At 70.4% G+C, this 19,024-nt stretch carries 13 protein-coding genes; 8 read left to right on the top strand and 5 right to left on the bottom strand.

From position 1 onward, the window contains the following. Window positions 1–44: 44 nt before the first annotated feature. The 4 genes from ACWIGI_RS16420 (at window position 45) to ACWIGI_RS16405 (ending at window position 5,036) form a co-directional block, all read left to right on the top strand. Window positions 45–719 carry a PadR family transcriptional regulator gene (locus ACWIGI_RS16420; protein WP_454203224.1) on the top strand — a complete coding sequence of 225 codons (675 nt, stop codon included), beginning with the start codon at window positions 45–47 and terminating at the stop codon, window positions 717–719. Between the two features lie 81 nt (window positions 720–800). Beyond that, window positions 801–2,516, top strand: a complete 1,716-nt coding sequence (locus ACWIGI_RS16415; protein ID WP_454203223.1) for an MFS transporter — start codon at window positions 801–803, stop codon at window positions 2,514–2,516. Between the two features lie 193 nt (window positions 2,517–2,709). Continuing rightward, the gene (locus tag ACWIGI_RS16410; protein ID WP_454203222.1) at window positions 2,710–3,939 is read left to right on the top strand and encodes a bifunctional 3,4-dihydroxy-2-butanone-4-phosphate synthase/GTP cyclohydrolase II; all 1,230 of its coding nucleotides are present in this window, start codon (window positions 2,710–2,712) and stop codon (window positions 3,937–3,939) included. 155 nt (window positions 3,940–4,094) lie between these two features. Further along, window positions 4,095–5,036: an alpha/beta hydrolase fold domain-containing protein gene (locus ACWIGI_RS16405; protein ID WP_454203221.1), complete on the top strand. Its 942-nt coding sequence runs from the start codon at window positions 4,095–4,097 to the stop codon at window positions 5,034–5,036. A gap of 28 nt (window positions 5,037–5,064) precedes the next feature. Here the strand turns inward: ACWIGI_RS16405 and ACWIGI_RS16400 are convergent, their stop codons facing one another. Continuing rightward, window positions 5,065–5,436 (bottom strand): hypothetical protein, encoded by a 372-nt coding sequence (locus ACWIGI_RS16400; protein ID WP_454203407.1) that lies wholly within the window; start codon window positions 5,434–5,436, stop codon window positions 5,065–5,067. 270 nt (window positions 5,437–5,706) lie between these two features. On the opposite strand from ACWIGI_RS16400, the gene ACWIGI_RS16395 reads away from it, so the two are divergent. Then, the gene (locus tag ACWIGI_RS16395) at window positions 5,707–8,025 is read left to right on the top strand and encodes a LuxR C-terminal-related transcriptional regulator (RefSeq protein ID WP_454203220.1); all 2,319 of its coding nucleotides are present in this window, start codon (window positions 5,707–5,709) and stop codon (window positions 8,023–8,025) included. 39 nt (window positions 8,026–8,064) lie between these two features. On the opposite strand, the gene ACWIGI_RS16390 is transcribed toward ACWIGI_RS16395, so the two are convergent. From ACWIGI_RS16390 to ACWIGI_RS16375, 4 genes are all read right to left on the bottom strand, one after another. Further along, complete coding sequence (locus ACWIGI_RS16390) at window positions 8,065–8,919, bottom strand: alpha/beta fold hydrolase (RefSeq protein ID WP_454203219.1); 855 nt, start codon at window positions 8,917–8,919, stop codon at window positions 8,065–8,067. Next, the gene (gene hsaA, locus ACWIGI_RS16385) at window positions 8,920–10,080 is read right to left on the bottom strand and encodes a 3-hydroxy-9,10-secoandrosta-1,3,5(10)-triene-9,17-dione monooxygenase oxygenase subunit (protein ID WP_454203218.1); all 1,161 of its coding nucleotides are present in this window, start codon (window positions 10,078–10,080) and stop codon (window positions 8,920–8,922) included. 129 nt (window positions 10,081–10,209) lie between these two features. After that, window positions 10,210–11,967, bottom strand: coding sequence for an alpha/beta hydrolase (locus ACWIGI_RS16380; protein WP_454203217.1), 1,758 nt, complete (start codon window positions 11,965–11,967; stop codon window positions 10,210–10,212). A gap of 230 nt (window positions 11,968–12,197) precedes the next feature. Continuing rightward, window positions 12,198–13,706, bottom strand: coding sequence for an FAD-dependent oxidoreductase (locus ACWIGI_RS16375; protein WP_454203216.1), 1,509 nt, complete (start codon window positions 13,704–13,706; stop codon window positions 12,198–12,200). A gap of 165 nt (window positions 13,707–13,871) precedes the next feature. On the opposite strand from ACWIGI_RS16375, the gene ACWIGI_RS16370 reads away from it, so the two are divergent. The 3 genes from ACWIGI_RS16370 to xylB all read left to right on the top strand — a co-directional run bounded on the left by ACWIGI_RS16370 (window position 13,872) and on the right by xylB (window position 19,002). Further along, window positions 13,872–16,265, top strand: a complete 2,394-nt coding sequence (locus ACWIGI_RS16370; protein WP_454203215.1) for a PEP-utilizing enzyme — start codon at window positions 13,872–13,874, stop codon at window positions 16,263–16,265. 321 nt (window positions 16,266–16,586) lie between these two features. After that, window positions 16,587–17,597 (top strand): zinc-dependent alcohol dehydrogenase family protein, encoded by a 1,011-nt coding sequence (locus tag ACWIGI_RS16365; RefSeq protein ID WP_454203214.1) that lies wholly within the window; start codon window positions 16,587–16,589, stop codon window positions 17,595–17,597. A gap of 16 nt (window positions 17,598–17,613) precedes the next feature. Then, window positions 17,614–19,002: a xylulokinase gene (gene xylB / locus ACWIGI_RS16360; RefSeq protein ID WP_454203213.1), complete on the top strand. Its 1,389-nt coding sequence runs from the start codon at window positions 17,614–17,616 to the stop codon at window positions 19,000–19,002. The last annotated feature ends 22 nt before the right edge of the window (window positions 19,003–19,024 follow it).

The following is a 19,024-nucleotide window of genomic DNA, read 5'->3' as shown; positions in this document are numbered from 1 at the left end:
CCCGAACTCGAGAAGGCGGACACATGCGGGGGCGATACAGTTCCATGACGACCGACGGCGCCACGCGCCCCGACGAACAGCCGGTGATTCCGGACTTGCCGACCACGGCGTGGGCGGTACTCGGAATGCTTTCGCACGCAGAGGAACTCTCCGGGTACGACCTGAAGAAATGGGCGGACTGGAGTCTGCAGTTCTTCTATTGGAGCCCGTCGTTCAGCCAAATCTACGCCGAACTCAAACGGCTGGAGAAGCACGGCTTCGCCACCTCGCGCACCGTGGTGTCCGAGGACGGGATGCGCGGCAAGCGGATGTACGCCATTACCGAGAGCGGCCGGGAAGCGGCCTCGCACTGGGTGAATCACTCCCCCGTCGAGGCGCCGGTGCTCAAACACAGTGTGATGCTGCGGGCCTGGCTGGGGCATCTGGCCGAGCCGGATCGCATGCGCGAGATCCTGGGCAGGCACATCGATTACGCGGAAACCCAGCGCCGGCGCGCACAGGCCGACGCCGACGGCTCGGACGCCAATCCGGAGTGGGCGTATCCGAGCGCCGTATTGCGCTGGTGCGTCAAGCATTACGAGGCGGAAAAGGAATTCGCCGAGGACCTGCTGCGCGATCTCGACAAATTGGCCAGAAAGCGTAGTCGCCGAAAGGCCGCGGCGAAGCCGAACGGCGAAGATTCCCGGTCAACGGACCGGGAAACAACTGATTCCCACTGAACGGACTTCTTCATAGTCGGCGCGTATCCGGCGTGACACGGTTCACATCAAACGTGTTACCTACTCACCTGGAGTGCGCCAATGTCCACCACTGTCGATACCGCGACGCCCGACGGCGTCGTCGACGACACCGGCCGCCTCGATGGTGCATCGAAGCTCCGGATCTTCTCCGTCCTCGCGGTGATCGTGCTGTTCACCGAGGTCGCCCCCATGCAGTACGTCATGGTCTCGGCCGCCCTGCGCCAGATCGCGCCCACCTTCCCCAGTCAGGGCGCGAACATCAACTGGGCCATCATCGTTTTCGGCGTCGTGGGCGCCGCGACCTCGCCGCTCATCGGCAAGCTGAGCGACATCGTCGGCAAGAAGCGGATGTTCCTCACCTGCGGCATCCTGTTCATGATCGGCTGCGTCATCTGCGCGATCACGAGCAACTGGCTGCTGTTCCTGGTGGGCCGCGGCCTGCAGGCCACCGCCATCGCCACCGCGGTCATCTCCTACGGTCTCATTCGAGATCTCATGCCGCGCAAGCTGGTTCCGGTCGGCCTGGGCATCGCCTCCACCGGTCTGGGCGTCGCGGCCCTGGCGGGCCCGCTGCTGGGCGGCTTCATCGTCGACAACTACAGCTGGCGCGCGATCTTCTGGTTCCTGTTCGCCTTCACCGTCGTGATGATCCCGCTGGTGTGGGTGATCGTTCCGGAATCCAAGCTGCGCACCCCGCAGAAGCTCGACCTGCTCGGCGCGTCGCTGCTGGGCGCGGGCCTGGTGCTGACCCTGATCTACCTGGACAACGGCCAGCACTGGGGCTGGTCCAAGCCCTCCACCCTGGCCTGGCTCATCGGCGGTCTGGTGCTGCTGGCGCTGTTCCCCATCGTGGAGATGAAGGTCAAGCAGCCCATCATGGACATGAAGCTGCTGATGAACCCGCGCGTGAGCGTGGTGCTGTTCATCGCGCTGCTGGCCTCGTTCACCATCGGATACCAGTCGTACGCGGTGGGCTACATGACCCAGTCGCCGCCGGCGGCCGAGGTCGTCGAACAGGTCAAGGCCGCCACCTGGGAGCAGGTCAAGGCCGGTGCGCTGGAGCAGGCACAGCAGGGTGCCGAGGCCCAGGCCAAGGCCGCGCTGCCGCCGGGCGTGGAACTGCCGCCGGGCTCGGTCGTGGTGCCGCCCGAGGCCGTGTACTCCCAGCTGCCCCCGGACATGGTCCAGGTCGATCTCGACCCCGGCTACACCTACGGTGACGGCCTCAGCCTGCTCGGCTTCGCGACCCATATCGCGTTGGCGCAGGCGGTGATCTCGATGATCCTCGGCTTCGTCGGCGGTCTGTGGATCCGCCGCTCCGGGGCGCGGGCGCCACTCATCCTGGCCCTGACGATCTTCATCGGCTCCTCCATCGCCTACGCCCTGATGTCGCACACCTGGGGTGCGCTCGCCCTGGTCAGCGCGGTCTTCGGCATCGCGTTCGGCCTGTACTACGCGGCCATGCCGAACCTCATAGTCGAGGGCGTGCCCGCCGAGCAACAGGGCATCAGCGCCGGCATGCTCGGTGTCATGCAGGCCATGGGCGTGGCCATCGGGCTCGCGGTGGCCACCGCGTTCCTCAACGCCAACCCGGTGCAGGCCGTGGTGACGGTGGCGGGGGCGGAACCGGTCACGCAGGACATTCCGCTGCTGTACGCGGATTCCGGCTACGAGATCAGCTTCTACTTCATCGCGGGCGCGGCGGTCATCGCCTTGCTCGGCGCGATCCTTATGAAGCACGGCCGCACTCCCGCCACCGGCGGCACCGCGCACTGATCCTCCCCTCGATACCCCAACGGCCCGAAGGCATCTGCCTTCGGGCCGTTGCGGCGTACTGGAAACAACTCCGCGCCCATGATGACCCGATCGCGATCCGGGGCGCACATCGGCGACCACTGAGCGGGATCCTGCCTCGTTGTTCCGCGCCGGGCATATTTCTATTAGAAATACCCGAAGGAGGTGGTCGACGATGACCGGTGAGCTCGACAGCATCACCACCGCCGTGGCGGCGATCGCGGCAGGCGGCATGGTGCTCGTGGTGGACGACGAGGACCGCGAGAACGAGGGCGATCTCGTGCTCGCCGCGGAACACGCGACCCCCGAGAACATCGGCTTCCTGGTGCGCCACACCAGCGGTGTGGTCTGCGTGCCCATGGCGGGCGAGGATCTGGACCGGCTGCTGCTGCCGCCCATGACGGCGATCAACGAGGACCCCAAGGGCACGGCCTACACGGTGTCGGTGGACGCGATATCCGGTGTGAGCACCGGCATCTCGGCCGCCGACCGGGCGCACACCATGCGCCTGCTCGCCGATCCGCGCACCCGCCCCGGCGAGCTGTCCCGCCCCGGGCACGTCTTCCCCTTGCGCGCGAATCCCCGCGGCGTGCTGGGCCGGCCGGGTCACACCGAGGCCGCCGTCGATCTCGCGCGGCTGGCCGGCCTGCGCCCGGCCGGGGTGATCGCCGAGGTCGTCAACGACGACGGGTCCATGGCGCGCCTGCCCGAACTGCTGATATTCGCTCGCGCCCACCGTATTCCGATCGTCTCGATCGCCGATCTCATCGAGTACCGCAGGACCCTGGAGAACGGCGTGACCCGGGTGGTCGAGACCCGCCTGCCCACCCGGTTCGGCGATTTCCGCGTGGTCGGCTACGCGGACGCGCACTCCGGCGCCGAGCATCTGGCGCTGGTGTACGGCGATCCGGCCGGCGAGCACACCCTGACCCGCGTGCATTCGGAATGCCTGACCGGCGACGCGTTCGGGTCCCGGCGCTGCGACTGCGGTGAACAGCTCGACGCGGCCCTGGCGGCGGTGGCCGAACTGGGCCGCGGGGTGGTGGTGTACCTGCGCGGTCAGGAGGGCCGGGGCATCGGACTGCTGAACAAATTGCGCGCCTACGAATTACAGGATGAGGGCGCGGACACCGTCGACGCGAATGTGCGGCTCGGGCTGCCGATCGACGCCAGGGATTACGGCGCGGCCGCGCGCATTCTCGCCGATCTGGGCGTGCTGTCGGTCCGGCTGCTGAGCAACAATCCCGCGAAACGAGCCGGGCTGGAGGCGCACGGTATCGCGGTGACCGCGCAGGTGCCGTTGCAGACCGCGCCCACCGAGCACAATGTGCATTACCTGCGCACCAAAAGGGATCGCATGCGGCATCAACTGCCCGATATCGAGACCGCGGTCGGGTATCGCTGATCGTGTCCGGTCGTTTGCCGTGCACCCGGGGAATTACCGATTCGGGGCCGCCCGGAAATCGATCGCGCCGCAGTTCGCCGAGTACCGGCCGATCGGGCGCGCATTCGGTAGGGTCGGGTCGCGCAACGTGACGCGGGCAGTCGCAGGAGGTCGAAGTGCCGAGTTTTCTCAGCCGCGTGGTGCTGCCGAACTACTTTCGGCTCATTCGCGCGAATCGGCCGTTCCTGGGTCCCGAGGGCGCGCGGAAACATTTGCGCGAGCGCACCATTCGTCCCAAGACTTTCGGGCCGCCGCGCCGCCTGCGCACCGATGTCGCGGTGAGCGCGGATCACGTGGACGGCTGGCCGGTGTACACGATCACGCCGCGCGCCGGGCGGGTGCGCGGCAACGTCGTGTACCTGCACGGCGGCGCGTGGGTCAACGAGATCTCCCCGCAGCACTGGACGCTCGCCGCGGACATCGCCGTCGCGGCGCACGCGACGGTCACCGTGCCCATCTACCCGCTGGTGCCCTTCGGCACCGCCGACCAGGTGATCGCGGGCGTGTGCGCGCTGGTGCTGGCCAACCGTTCCCGGTACGGCGAGGTCTGCCTGGCCGGGGATTCCGCGGGCGGCCAGATCGCGCTGTCCACGGCCGCGGTGCTGCGCGACGAGCACGGGGTGCGGCTGCCGCGTACCGTGCTCATCTCCCCCGCGCTGGATCTGTCCCTGGCCAATCCCGAGATCGACGTCGTGCTGCCCACCGACCCGTGGCTGGGCAAGGAGGGCACCCGGGTCTTCATCGAGCTGTGGCGCGGCGTGCTGCCGCTCTCGGATCCGCGGGTCAGCCCGCTGCTGGCCGACATGGGCGGGCTCGGTCCCCTCACCGTGTTCAGCGGCACCCGGGACATCGTCTGGCCGGATGTGAAGCTGCTGGTGGCCAAGGCCCGCGCGGCGGGTGTGGAGGTCGACTATCACGAAGCGCCCGGACTGGTGCACGTCCATCCGCTGATTCCGGTGCCCGAGGGCCGGGCGGCCCGCGCGGTGCTGCTCGAATCCCTCGCCCGGGCGCTGGCCGGGACGCAGGAAAAACCCTGTGCGCCAAGCGAACCCGGATAGGCCCCGCACCACACCGGGGCGGGCGCCGTCAGTCGCCCGGACGCGGATGAGCGGCCAGCCAGGCGCGGGCGCGGGTCGCGGAGGCGCGGCTGAGCCAGGCGTCCTGGATGATCTCGGTCAGCTCCTGCAGGGTCAGTTCGGGCAGGCGCGCGGACCGCAGCAGCACCGAGGGATGACCCCGGAAATGCGGCGTGGTGAAGAAGGGCGAATCCGGATCCTGGACCAGGGCCTGTTTGTCGGACTCCCCCGGCACCCAGAAGACGATGACGTCCGGATAGCGGTCCCCGGTCTCCGGATCGACCGCGTCGGGGCGCGGGGTGCGGAAGAAGACGAACGATTTGGCGCCCACCTGATAGATGGGGTTCTCGGCGGGACCGTATTCGACCGTCACGTGGGGCATCGCCACGGCGAGGTCGTGCACATCCGCCAGACGGGCGCAACGCGGCTTGGTCGGCACCCTTCGAGGGTAGCCGCCGGGCGCGGAGGTTATGCCCACTCCGCATCGCAAAACCCGACAAATCAGGCGACGACCCGGAAGGATGCCTGTTCGGAGCGTCATGGGATGTAAGCGGGGGCACAGTGCCCACGAGCATGCCCGGCGTGCGGCGGCGAACAGGGTTTCTGTGGCGTCGCTGGCAGGGAACCCGACAAATCACATAGGTTGGTGCGCATGGCACGGCGTGGCAATGGAAATCTGACTGCCGAGGTCACCAGTTTCGTCGGGCGCCGCGACGAACTGGCAACCGCGAAGCGGCTGCTGCCCACCACCCGGGTACTGACCCTGCTGGGTCCGGGCGGCATGGGCAAGACCCGGCTGTCCCGGCAGATTGGGCAACTGGTGGCCCGGGCGTTCCCGGACGGCGTCTGGATGGTCGAACTGGCCGATGTCCAGGACCCGGACCTGGTCACCCTCACCGTCGCCGAGGCCCTGGACCTGCGCGACGAGTCCACCGCACCGCTGCCCCGGCTCACCGAGTTCCTGGCGAACAAGCGCCTGCTGCTGATCCTGGACAACTGCGAACACCTCATCGACGAATGCGCGCTGCTGGTCGGGCGCATCATCGCCACCACCCCGGACGTGCGGGTGCTCGCCACCAGCCGCGAGGTGCTCGGCATTCCCGGCGAGCAGGTGATGCCGGTACCGCCGTTGACGGTGCCGGACAACGACTCCGGGTACGAGGGCGACGCGCTGACGCTGTTCATCGAACGCGCCAGCGCCGCCAATCCGGCCTTCGTGGTCACCGCCGCGAACCGGCCGGTGCTGGCCGAGATCTGCCGCAGGCTCGAAGGCATGCCGCTGGCGCTGGAACTGGCGGCGCTGCGGCTGCGGATGTTCACCCCCGACCAGATTTTGGATCGCCTCGACGACACCATGGGCCTGCTGAGTACCGGGCCGCGCACCGCCCCCGAACGCCAGCAGACGATCGAGGGCGCGATCCGCTGGAGCTACGACCTGTGCACGCCGGCCGAACAGCTGCTGTGGGAACAGCTTTCGGTCTTCGCGGGCGGCTTCGATCTGGAGGCGGCCGAGGCGGTGTGCGAACTCGGCGTCGCGCGCAAGGCCAAGGGCGCGCTGCTGGACGCGCTCACGGGGCTGGTCGACAAGTCGGTGGTGCTGCTGCGCCTCGAGGGTGAGACCGCGCGCTACTCCATGCTCGAACCCATTCGCCAGTTCGCCGTGGACCGGCTCGACGAGCGCGGGGAACTGCCCGCGGTGCGGGCCCGGCATCGGGCGCACTACCGGCGGCTGGCCATGCGCGGGCAGACCGCGTACTGGACCGGCGAGGATGTGGACTGGTTCCGCGAATTGAGCCGCGAGCACGCGAATCTGCGTGCGGCCCTGCGCACCGGGCTCGAGGACGAACCGCTCGCGACCATGGCGACGGTGACGGTGCTGCGCCCGTTCTGGGAGCACAACCGATTCCTGTCCGAGGGCTACCGCTGGCTGGTGGACGCGCTCTCGCGCAACCCGGAGCCGACCGCCGAGCGCGCCAAGGCGCTGTCCTCGGCGGCGTCACTGGCGGCGCTGCTCGGCGATCAGCATTCGGCCGCGAAACTGGTGGCAGACTGCCTGGATCTGGCTGCGACGCTGGAGGATTCCGACATAATGGCCGAGGCGTCCCTGGATCGTTCGCTGCTGGCGTTCGCCGAGGGCAACCAGACCTACGCGCTGGAACTGGGCCACGAGGCCATCGATCTGGCGGCCGCCCACGGGCAGGACGCCATCGAAATGGACAGCCACGCCTTCTCTTTCATGTGCGCCATGGTGCTGGACGCGCCGGGGCGCACCGAACTGGCCGAGGGCTTCCTGAAGCTGACCACCGCCAGCGGCTCCCATCTGCTGGGCGGGCTGGCGCTGTGGACGGTCGGCATAAACCATTGGCGGCTGGGCGATCTGGAGGCGTCGGCGCAGTACCACCGGCGCGCGATCGAGCAGCTCGCGCTCTTCGATCGGTGCATCTGGCTGTCCTCGGCCTTCGAGGGCCTGGCCTGGACGGTCTCTGCGGCGGGCGATCCCGAACGCGCCGCCCGCCTGCTCGGGGCCGCGGAGTCGCTGCAGCGCAGCACGATTCGGCTGGCGCACACCATCACCGTCGCGGTCGGCGACAAGGAACGCTGCAAGATGCGGGCGGCGCTGGGCGAGGACGCGTTCCGCGCCGCCTTCGGCGCGGGGGCGAACATGCCGCTGGACGAGGCCATCGACTACGCCCTGGGCCGGACCCCGGCGCCCGCGCCGGCCGCGCCCGAACCCGTCGTCAAGCGCGCGCCCCGCGCGAAGTCCGCCGCCGTGTCGGAGACGAACGTACTGACCCGCCGGGAGAAGGACGTGGCGCGCCTGGTGGCGGCCGGGCACAGCAACAAGCGCATCGCCGCGGACCTGGTCATCTCCATCCGCACGGCCGAGACCCACGTCGAGCACATCCTGACCAAACTGGGTTTCACCTCGCGGACCCAGGTCGCGGCCTGGGCGCACGAACACGAGCTCTGAGTTCGCGCGCCGGCCGCGTCCGCGGTTCGATGCGGGTGACTACAGCCCGTGGGTGAGGAAGTCGATCACCGAACGCTCGAAGGCGTCCTTGCGCTCGATCTGCACCCAGTGCCCGCAGCGGGCGAAGGTCCGCAGGTCGGCGTTGGGCAGCTGCCGGGACGGGAACAGCGCGCCCTCCACCGGGGTGACGCGATCGTCCCGGCCCCAGAGCATGAGGACCTCGTGGCGCAGGCTCTTCAGGCGAGCCCACAGCGGGAGCGGCTCGGCCATCTTCGGGTTGTAGAAGGTGGCGTAGGCATCGCGCAGCGCCGCCTGGCCCCGGGGATCGGCCGCGGCCCGCAATCGCGTGGCGACGAGTTCCTCGGTGAGCGTGGCCTCGTCGCTGACCATGGCGCGCAGGAAGCCCATGGCCGTGGCGTCGGAGGGGTTGGCGTTGAATTCCATCAGCCGCCGAATGCCCTCGGAGGGTTCGGGTCCCAGCACGTTGACACCGACGCCGCCGGGCGCCATGAGCACCACCCGATCGACCCGGTTCGGATGCTCGAGCGCGGTCAGCGCCGCGACGCCGCCGCCCATGGAATTGCCGAGCAGGTGCGCCTTCTCGATGCCGAGCTCGTCCAGCAGCCCGATCACCGCGTCCGAGGCGATCCGAAGGTAGTTGCGGTCGTACACCTCCGGGCGGCCGCTCGCGCCGAAGCCGGGCTGATCCAGCACCAGGCACCGGAACCGCTCGGCCAGCACGGGCAGGTTGCCGCCGAAATTGGCCCAGCCCGAGACGCCGGCGCCGGAGCCGTGCAGCAGCACCAGGGGCGCGCCGGAGCCCGCCTCGTGGTACCGCAGCTTGCTGCCGTCGACGGTGACCCAGCGCTCGGTGTTCTCCACGGTGAGAGTCATCTACAGCATCCGATCCGTGACTTCGAGGCCCATGGCGCCCTTGCCGAACATGGCCAGCGCGCGCTCCACGTCGTTGATCGCGTGCACGCTGCCCGCGTGCGCGTCGCGCCAGTGCCGCTCGATCGGGTTGGGGCGGCGGATGGAATGCCCGCCGGAGTTCTTGAACAGTAGATCGATGGCCTCGAGCGCGCGTTCGGTGCCGCGCACCTGGTCGCGGCGGGCGCGCAGGCGCAGCTCGAACGGGATCTCCTCGCCCGCTTCGGCATAGCGCAGCTGCTCGGAAGTGTTGCGCTCCATCTGCAGGATGGCGGCGTCGATCTCGCTGGCGGCGCGCGCGATACGCACCTGGGCGAACGGATCGTCGGAGACCTTCTGGCCGCCGTAGGACAGGCGCACCCGCTCCTGCTGGCGCGCGATGTGCGCCTCGTACGCGCCCTCGGCCGCGCCGATGATGGGGGCGGTGATGGTGTTGGAGAAGACGCTGCCGAACGAAATCTTGTACAGCGGAGCGGTATTCACCTCCTGCCCGGGACCGATCAGGTTGGCCTGGTCGGTGGCGGAGTACAGCCGGTAGGCGGGCACGAACGCCTTGTCGATGACGATGTCGTTGGAGCCGGTGCCGGACAGGCCGGACACGTGCCACACGTCCTCGATGCGATAGTCGGTGCGCGGCACCAGGACCGTGTAGTAGTCCATACCGGTCTCCGAGGGCAGCAGCGCGCCCAGGAACACCCACTGCGCGTGATCGCAGCCCGAGGAGAAGCTCCAGCGGCCGGACATCTCGAAGCCGCCCTCGACCCTGCTGAGCTTGCCGGTCGGCGCGTAGGAGGACGATACCAGCGTGTCCGGGTTCTGCGACCACACATCCTGCTGGGCGCGATCGTCGAACAGCGCCAGCTGCCAGGGGTGCGCGCCGAGCACCGAGGTCACCCACGCGGTGGACGGGCACGCGGACGCGACCGCGCGCACCACCCGGTAGAAGTCGACCGGCGAGTCCTCCGCGCCGCCGAAACGCTTGGGCTGCAACATGCGGAACGCACCGGCCTCGGTCAGCTCCGCGATACTGGCATCGGGCACCCGCCGCTGCTCTTCGGCTTCCACCGCCCGTTCGCGGATCGAGGGCAGCAGATCCCGAACCTGATCGAGCACCTTGTTGGTCATGCGGGTGATTCCTCCTCGTGCAGTGGTTCCTGCACTCGACGCTATGGCGTCCGGACCCCGCCGACCGGAAAAGTCCCGGTGGGCGGAATCGGACGCGGCGCGCTCGGAAGGCCGTCAGCGATCGCCCGGCTACTTGTGCTCGATCTCCCAGTCGGAGTCCTCGTTCAGGGCCTGGCGGATGCGGGCCTCGAGCTCGGGATTCCAGTTCTCGGGCTGGGTCACCGCGGTCCAGCCGTCCAGCACCAGGGTGCCGTAGCGGTGACCGTGCCCGGACGGCACCTTCTGCGCGTGCGCCAGATCCGCGCTGACCTGCCAGAAGGTCACCACCGGCCACCACCGGATGGATTTGGAGACATCCGAGCCGCGCGGCTCCTTCAGCCAATCCGGTTGCTCGAACAGCAGATCCGGCGACCACCAGACGATGGGATCCGACGCGTGCTGCAGGTAGGCGATGCGGGGATCGACCCACGGCCCGCCCGGGCGGTTCAGATTCGGGGCGTCGGCGGCGAAGCGCACGATGAGTCCGTCGGCGTAGATGGGCAGGATCTCGGGGGTGCCGGGATCGCGGCGGGTGGTGAGCTGACTCCAGATGCGGTTGGAGTTCGGCGGGCCCACCCACAGCACGCCGTCCACCAGGGTGCGGATGTCGTCGAGTCCGGTGAAGGCCGCCTCGGAACCCTGCGAGCCCAGGCTCTCGCCGTAGACCAGCAGTTTCGGCCGGGCATCCGGCGGCAGCTGCGCCCAGCGCTCGTGGACCGCGTGCACCAGCAGGCGGCCGGCCTCGGCGGCCTTGGACTTGTCCGACAGGAACGACAGCACGCTGGGCAGGTACGAGTACTGGGTGGCGGCGATGGCGGAGTCGCCGCCGTACATGTACTCGATGGATTCGGCGGTGGTGGAGTCCACCCACCCGGTGCCGGTGGTGGTCACCATGACCAGCACCTTGCGCTCCCAGGCTCGGGTCCGGTCCAGTTCCTTGACCACGAGATCGGCGATGGCCTCGGGATCCTGCGCGGATTCGAGGCCGGCGTAGACGCGAATGGGCTCGCGCGCGGGCGCACCGGTGACCTGGGCGATGCGCTCGGCGGTCGGGACGAAGGAGACGAACCAGCGGCCCTCCGAGCCGAGGGTGTCCCACGGCGCGAGCGAACCCGGGCTGCCCGAGCGTTCGGGCTGGGTGGGCTGCACCGCGGCCGGTGAGGTGTTGCTGTTACGCACGCTGAACGCCGAATTCGCCACGGAGAAGAAGCCTTTGGCAAGCACGCCCTGGAACAGCAGCACGCTGAGGACGACCACGACCACGACGCCGGCGGGCAGCGCGATCGCGCGCGGGATGTGCCAGTCGATGTTCAGCACCCGCACGATGGTGCGAATCAGCCAGCGCACCAGGCGAAACAGCGCGACGACGAACGCGACGGTCGCCGCGGCCACCAGTTCCGCGCGCAGATAGCTGGAGGTCTCCGTCGGTTCCATGCCCATGAGGACTTCCAGATCCCGCTGCCAGCGCGCCGACCGCGCTAGGATCGCGGCCGCGCCCAGGGCCGCGCCGAGCACGATCACCAGTTTGACGATCTGGCGGATCCGGTCGCCGGGCTGGGCCAGTCGCATCCGGGCGCGGGTGCGGGCGGGGATGCGCGGCCAGGCCCATTTGCGGAACGCCCACTCGAGCACACAGCCGACCCCGTATCCGATCACCGCGCTGATACCGCTGACCAGACCCTGGAAGATCCAGCTGCGCGGCAGCAGCGAGGGCGAGACGGACCAGGCGAAGAAGATCGCGCCGATCACCACCCCGGTGTAGTTCGGCCTGATGGCGTGCTCGGCCGCGCTGAGCACGCCCAGCAGGCGCTGCGGCAGCGACGGACTCGACTGAGGCGCGGTCGTCATGACCCGAGTCTTCCCGCCGCCCGCACGAATTCGGCCCCGCGACACGCAACCGATCAGCTACTGCCGGACATACGTCCGACTCGACCCGTCGGGCCGGGCGCGCGCCCGCACCGGACACCGCACCCCGCAGGGCACCGGGTGCGCGCCGCCACCCATCATCGGGCGCGACGCGGATCGCGATGGGCCCGGCAGCGCGTCACCGACCGCGCTCACCCCGGGGTGGGCCGGGTTCAGGCCCGGGCGGCGGCCGCCACTCCCGCGCGACGGCCGAAGAAGGTGCCGTCGCCCAGGGAGGTGCCGGAGATGTAGCCGAACCCGTGCAGGCCGTTGGCGGCGCGGCCGGCGGCGTACAGGCCCGGGATCGGCGTGCCGTCCAGGTTCAGGACGTGGCCGTCGAGGTCGGTGTGCAGACCGCCGAGGGTGAAGACCGACGCGCCGGTGCCCCTGCGGTTTCCGGACTCGGACGGCGGGCGCACGCCCGCCTTGACGTCGATGGCGGCGAACGGCGGGGTGAGCGGGCGGAGCCAGCGGGCCGCCTTGTGGTGGTCGAGATCCGTTCCGCGCTCGGCGAATTCGTTGTAGCGGCGGATGGTGTCGGTCAGCGAGCCGGCCGGCAGGCCGGTGAGTTCGGCCAGCTCCTCGGGGGTTTCGGCGACCTGGTGCGGGCGCACGCCCCAGCGCTGGGATTCGGGAACCGCCTCGAAGCCCTCCTCGTCGACGATGACCCACACCGCGGTGTCACCGCCCGCCCACGCGCCGCCCATGTTCTGGCGGTACAGCGCGGCCTGGCCGATGCGGCCCGGATAGGTGTCCTCGTTCATGAAGCGCTGCCCGCGCGCGTTGACGACCATGCCGCGCGCGGCCAGTCCCGGGATCAGCGCCATGCCGACCTGGCCCGCCGACATGTGCCGCACGGCCGCGCCCAGGGCCTGCGCCATGCGGATGCCGCTGCCGTCGTCGGTGCCCGCGCTGACCCTGGTGTGCCCGAGCAGTTGCGGGGCGTGCGCGGCGAGCATGTCGTCGTTGTCGACGAAACCGCCGGTGGTGAGCACGACCCCGCGGTGGGCGCGGATTCGCAGTTCCCGGCCGTAGCGGCGCGCGACGACACCCAGCACGGCACCGGCGTCGTCGACGATGAGCGCGTCGGCGTGCACGTCGAACAGCGCTGTGGCGCCGGCGGTTTCGGCCGCCTCGGTCAGGCAGTCCATGAGCAGCCTGCCGCCGAAGTCGTTCGCGGTGGGCCGGTGCCCGCGCGGGGCCGGGGTCGCGAGTTCGGTGAAGGGCCAGCTGTTCTCGCCCAGCCACATGAGCCCGTCGTCGGTGGGCGGCACCCAGGTCGGGGCGTCCCACAGGGTCGGCTTGAACGGCACGCCGCGATCGACGAGCCAGCCGAAGTGCTCGACGCTGCCCGCGCAGTACGCCTCGATCTTGGCCGCGTCCGCGCCCGCGCCCAGGGCCGCGGTCAGGAAGGCCGCCATCGCCTCGGGGGTGTCCTCGAAGCCGCACGCGCGCTGGATCGGCGTGCCGCCGCCGAGATAGATCTCGCCGCCGGACATCGCCGAGGCCCCGCCCGGCCCGCCGGCGCGATCGAGCACCAGGACCCGCGCACCGGCCCGCGCGGCCTCGAACGCCGCCGACGCGCCCGCCGCGCCGTAGCCGACGACCAGCACCTCGGTCTCGACGTCGTACTCGCCAACCTCGCTCGCGGCCAGCGGCCGCACCGAATCACGCACTGTCATGTCTCGACGGTGCCCGCTCGCACCCCCGGGATATAGCGCGGCATCTTGCTGACCGATTCCGGTATCCCGTTGAACGGGACTGCGAGCCTGTCCCCGGCCTGGCAGCAGGGACGGTGTGTGAACGGCGTCACGTTGGTTGGGGACGCCTCACGAGGAGGAGAGTCAATGCGGATTCTGGTCACCGGAGTCACCGAGCCGAGCGGTCGTTCCGTAGCGCGCATGCTGCTGGCGGCCGGGCACGAGGTCATCGGCCTGGACCGGCAGCGCAATCGCTACGTGGACCCGCGCGTGGAGCAGATCGCCGGTGATCCGGCCGACGCGCAGCTCGCCGCGCGCGCCGTCGCCGGGACCGACGCGGTGCTCCACCTGGCGCAGGCCCCGGTCGGCGCGATCGCCACCGCGGCGCGCGACGCCGGCGTCCGGCTCGTGGTTCCGGTTGTGGCGGAATCGAATTCGACCGTCGAGCGGGCCGTGACCGCCAGCGGCGCGGACGCGCTGATCGTGCGCACCGCGCTGATCACCGGGCGCCGCATCGACGGCGGCAGCTGGCGGGTGCTGGAAAGCCTGGCCGGTGCGCGCGGCGCGGGGGCCGTGCAGGTTCTGCACTACGACGACTTCGAACGCTTCCTGGTGCTGGCCGCGCTGTCCCAGCGCGGCGGCACGGTCGGATTGGCCGCGCCCGGTGAGGTGTCCGGAGACGACGTGCGCCGCACGCTGCAGGACGCGGGCGTGAAATACACCGCGTGGCTGGGCCGTTCGGCCGCGGGCCGCGCGGTCGTGGACACCGCCGCCGCCCGGGACGATTGGGGCTTCCGCTACGGCTGGACCGCCCGCGAGACCGTCGAGGACGTGGCGCGCGGTCTGCACGGGCGGGTGTCGAGCAGTTCGGGCATGAAGAACCGGCGCGGCGCGATCCCGCTGCCCGCGCACGTGGTGCCGCAGAACGCCCCGACCTCGGACGGCTATCAGCTCCGGGCCTCCGCACCGGAGGGCCTGCAGGGCGAGTTCGACGATCTGCTCGACGATCGCATCCCGGTGTTCACCGCCACCAACACCTCCGAGGCGCTGCCCGGCCCGCTGACCCCGCTCACCATCGATCTGCAGGCGGGCGCGATCCGGCTCGGCAACGAGGCCATGGGCCACATGATCGCCATCGAGGGCGTCGCGCTCGAGCACTGGGTTTCCCGGGTCACCGGCGTCATGGGCCACCACATGTACATCAACGCCTCGATCGGCGTCTTCTCCGCGGAGAACATGCCGGGCTGGGACGAGGAGAGCGTGCGCCGCGACGTGTACGGCGCGATCGGCGACGTGGAGCTGCATCCCAAGGGCCGCCCGGCCATGTCGAGCGGTCTCGGCGCCCGGCTGGGCACCTTCAAGGCGCTGGGCCGCGTGGCCTCGACGGCGCTGAGCTACAGCAAGACCGCCGAGCTCATCAACGCCGCCGCGCGCACGGAGGCCCTGGACCGGGACGCGATCTCCGAGCTCACCGACGAGCAGCTGCACGCCCGCGCGCTGCTGTGGCGGGACCGCCTGAACCAGGGCTGGATGGCCGCCTCCATCGGCGTCATGATGACCGGCGCGGCCACCGCCGCGCACAAGGGCGAGGTGAAGATCAACCTCGAACGCCTCGAGTCCGCCCGGACGATGCTGGCCGTGGAACGCCTGGCGGCGCTGTGCCGCAAGGATTCCGGGCTGCAGGGTGTGGCCAAGAGCGGTGACGTGGCCGCCGCCCGGGAGAAGTCCCCGGAGTTCGCCCGGGCCCTGGACGAGGAACTCGCCCGCATCGGCCATCGCGGCCCGGGTGAGTGCGAGCTGATCAACGCCACCTTCGGCGATCGCCCCGAACTCCTGGTGACCGCGGCCGGCCGTGCCGCGGAAATGCCCGCGCCGCAGCGGGAACCGGTCGCCGAGCCGACGAGCCGCACCGCCAAGATGGCGGTCGGCGCGACGGTCTACCGCGAGCGCGCCCGCGACGCGGTGGTCCGGGTGACCCACTGCCTGCGCCTGGTCACCCAGGAACGCGCGGCCCGGCTGGTCAAGGCGGGCAGGCTGACCGAGATCGAGGACTCCGCGTTCCTGACCCTCGACGAAATCCTCTGGGCCCCGGCCGATATGGCCGAGCGCGTGGCCCGCCGGCGCGCCGAGCGCATTCGCTACCAGGGCGTCCGCATGCCCGACGTGATCAACGGCGACTGGGAGCCGGAGGAGATCTCGGGCGCACTGCCGGTCGGCGAGAGCCTGTCCGGGCTCGGCGTGAGCCCCGGCGTGGTCGAGGGCACCGTCAAACTCGTCCTCTCGATCGACGACGACATCGAGCCCGGCGACATTCTGGTCGCCTCGGTCACCGATACCGGGCACACCGCGATGTTCGGCTACGCGGGTGCGGTGGTCACCGACATCGGCGGCGCCGCTTCGCATGCCGCGATCGTGGCGCGCGAGTTCGGCGTTCCGTGCGTCGTGGACACCAAGACCGCGAGCACCGCGCTGCGGGACGGCCAGCGCGTCCGCGTGGACGGCGCGGCCGGCACCATCACCCTGCTCGCCGACGCCGAGTAGCGATCGTTCGGCCGGCGCGAGCTCGTGCCGGCCGTTCGCCGATCGTGCGCCGCGGCCGGTTCCCCCGGGACCGGCCGGGCGCGCGGGTGGTGCCACCGAATGCCGGCGTCGTCCTCCCGGAACGGCGCCGGCATTCGCGTGCCCGGCGCATTTTTCCGGCGGCGCTCGACATTTCGGCGTCGCCGTCCACCGGTATCGAACACACCCCGCGACACCCATTCACCCCCGCCCGCTCGTAATCGCGTCGAAACCCAGTCACGAATACGATTGCTATTGCGTAAAACGCGTCGAACTCACGGTGATCGGGTGCATGGTATTGCTATGCGCGCGTTGCTGGTCGAGAAGCCCGGACAGTTCTCGGTCGAAACGGTGCCGGATCCCACGCCCGGCGCGGGGGACGCGGTCGTGCGGGTGGACGCGGTCGGGATATGCGGAACCGATATCCATATCGTGGCGGGCGAATTCCCGCCGACGCCCTATCCCATCATCCCCGGGCACGAATTCGCCGGGGAGGTAGTGGCACTCGGTGCCGATACCGTCGGGGTCCGGATCGGTGATCGGGTCGCGGTCGATCCCTCGCTGTTCTGCGGGCGTTGTCATTACTGCGCGATCGGTCGCGGAAATCTCTGCGAAAACTGGGGCGCGATCGGCGATACCGTCGACGGCGCCATGGCCGAGTACGTGAAAGTGCCCGCCGCCAACTGTTATCGGCTACCCGGGCACATCTCCGCCGTGCAGGGCGCACTGGCGGAACCGCTCTCGTGCGCGGTGCACGGATTCGACGTGTTGCCGAGGCGACTCGGCGCGCACTACCTGATCTACGGCGCGGGCACCATGGGCCTGCTCATGCTGCAGTTGGCCGGCGCGGCGGGCGCGGGGTCGGTGTCGATGGTCGACACCAACGTCGACCGGCTCGCGGTGGCCCGCCGGCTCGGCGCGGACGCGGCGACCACGGACGCGGACGACATGGACCGGCCCGAGGGCTGGGAGGTCGTCATCGAGTGCAGCGGAACGGTTTCCGCCATGGAGGATGGCTTGTCCCGGGTGCGGCGTGGCGGCACCTATCAGCAATTCGGGGTTGCACCTGCGGACGCGCGAGCGAGTGTCTCGCCCTTTCGCATCTACAACGACGAGATCACCATCGTCGGTTCGATGGCGGTCCTGCACAGTTTCGGGCGGGCCGTGGATCTCATGGGCGAAGGCGTCATCGACGCCGACACCATGATCACCCACGATTTCGCGCTCGACGAATTCGGTGACGCGCTGCGCACTTTCCGCGCCGGCACGGGCCGTAAGATCCAGCTGCGTCCCGGACGGGGCCCGGCGCGATAGAGACGGGTAGGGACCAATGACGGTCGTTGCCGGAGTGGACTCTTCGACGCAATCCTGCACAATCGTGGTGTGCGACGCCGATACCGGAACGGTATTGCGGCAGCGGCAGATCGCGCATCCCGACGGCACCGAGGTGGCGCCCGCGCTGTGGTGGGAGGCGCTCAGATCCGCCTGCGATCGCATGATGCGCGACGTGGAGGCGATCGCCGTCGCGGGCCAGCAGCACGGGCTGGTCGTCCTGGACGCGGCCGGGCATCCGGTGCGGGACGCCCTGCTGTGGAACGACACCCGCTCGGCCGAGGCCGCGGGTCAACTGGTCCGCGAACTCGGCGGGCCGCAGGCCTGGGCCGACGCGGTGGGCAGCGTACCGCTGGCCGCGCACACCGTCGCCAAACTGCGCTGGTTCGCCGACAACGAGCCCGACCTCGCGGATCGGACCGTGCGCGTGCTGCTGCCGCACGACTATCTGACCTGGCGCCTGCGCGGCGGTGATCCCGCGCACGCGCCGACCACCGATCGCGGCGACGCCTCCGGGACGGGCTACTGGTCCCCGGGCGCGGGCAGCTACCGGCCCGATCTGCTGGCGCTGGCGTTCCGGGGGCGCACCCCCGAGGTGCCGCGCGTGCTGGAACCCGCCGGGGTCGCCGGGCACACGCCCGGCGGGCGCGTGGTGGCGGCGGGCACCGGCGACAATGCCGCCGCCGCACTGGGTTTGGGCATCGCGGACGGGGACGTGGTGGTCTCGCTCGGCACCAGCGGCACGGTGTTCACCCGGTCCGCCGCGCCGAGCACCGACCCGTCGGGGGCGGTCAACGGCTTCGCCGACGCCACCGGCGCGTTCCTGCCGCTGGTCTGCACGCTCAACGCGGCCCGGGTGCTGGACGCCACCGCGACGCTGCTGGGCACCGACATCTCCGGGCTGGAGGTGCTGGCGGCGCAGTCACCCGCGGGCGCCGACGGGCTCACGCTGCTGCCGTATCTGGCCGGGGAGCGGACGCCGAATCTGCCGCACGCCACCGCGAGTCTGCACGGGCTGCGCCCGGCCACCATGCGCCCGCACCATCTGGCGCGCGCGGCCATCGAGGGCATGCTGTGCAACATCGCCGAGGCCTTCGACCGGCTGCCCACCACGCCGCGGCGCATTCTGCTGATCGGCGGTGCGGCGCGCTCGCGGCTGATCGCGCACGCGGCCGCGACGATCTTCGGCCGCACCGTGACGGTCCCGCACGCCAACGAGTACGTGGCCCTGGGTGCCGCCCGGCAGGCGGCCTGGGCGCTGCGCGGTGGCCCGCGACCGCCGCGGTGGCCCGCACCGCAGGCGACCGAGTTCCACGCTCCCGCCGCGGGGCTGGGGGCGGCCGTGCGCGAGCGCTACGCCGAGATACGCAATCAGTACTACCCGTGAGCGGGGCCGGATCACACCGTGC

It is taken from the genome of Nocardia sp. NPDC055321, assembly GCF_053645575.1.
Note: the sequence above shows the minus strand (reverse complement) of the source record. Positions and strands in the feature narration are given on the sequence as shown.

Coding starts and splice junctions, on each gene's coding strand:
- ACWIGI_RS16420 (WP_454203224.1), top strand. CDS start 45: ATGACGACCGACGGCGCCACGCGCCCCGACGAACAGCCGGTGATTCCG.
- ACWIGI_RS16415 (WP_454203223.1), top strand. CDS start 801: ATGTCCACCACTGTCGATACCGCGACGCCCGACGGCGTCGTCGACGAC.
- ACWIGI_RS16410 (WP_454203222.1), top strand. CDS start 2,710: ATGACCGGTGAGCTCGACAGCATCACCACCGCCGTGGCGGCGATCGCG.
- ACWIGI_RS16400 (WP_454203407.1), bottom strand. CDS start 5,436: ATGCCCCACGTGACGGTCGAATACGGTCCCGCCGAGAACCCCATCTAT.
- ACWIGI_RS16395 (WP_454203220.1), top strand. CDS start 5,707: ATGGCACGGCGTGGCAATGGAAATCTGACTGCCGAGGTCACCAGTTTC.
- ACWIGI_RS16390 (WP_454203219.1), bottom strand. CDS start 8,919: ATGACTCTCACCGTGGAGAACACCGAGCGCTGGGTCACCGTCGACGGC.
- hsaA (WP_454203218.1), bottom strand. CDS start 10,080: ATGACCAACAAGGTGCTCGATCAGGTTCGGGATCTGCTGCCCTCGATC.
- ACWIGI_RS16380 (WP_454203217.1), bottom strand. CDS start 11,967: ATGACGACCGCGCCTCAGTCGAGTCCGTCGCTGCCGCAGCGCCTGCTG.
- ACWIGI_RS16375 (WP_454203216.1), bottom strand. CDS start 13,706: ATGACAGTGCGTGATTCGGTGCGGCCGCTGGCCGCGAGCGAGGTTGGC.
- ACWIGI_RS16370 (WP_454203215.1), top strand. CDS start 13,872: ATGCGGATTCTGGTCACCGGAGTCACCGAGCCGAGCGGTCGTTCCGTA.
- ACWIGI_RS16365 (WP_454203214.1), top strand. CDS start 16,587: ATGCGCGCGTTGCTGGTCGAGAAGCCCGGACAGTTCTCGGTCGAAACG.
- xylB (WP_454203213.1), top strand. CDS start 17,614: ATGACGGTCGTTGCCGGAGTGGACTCTTCGACGCAATCCTGCACAATC.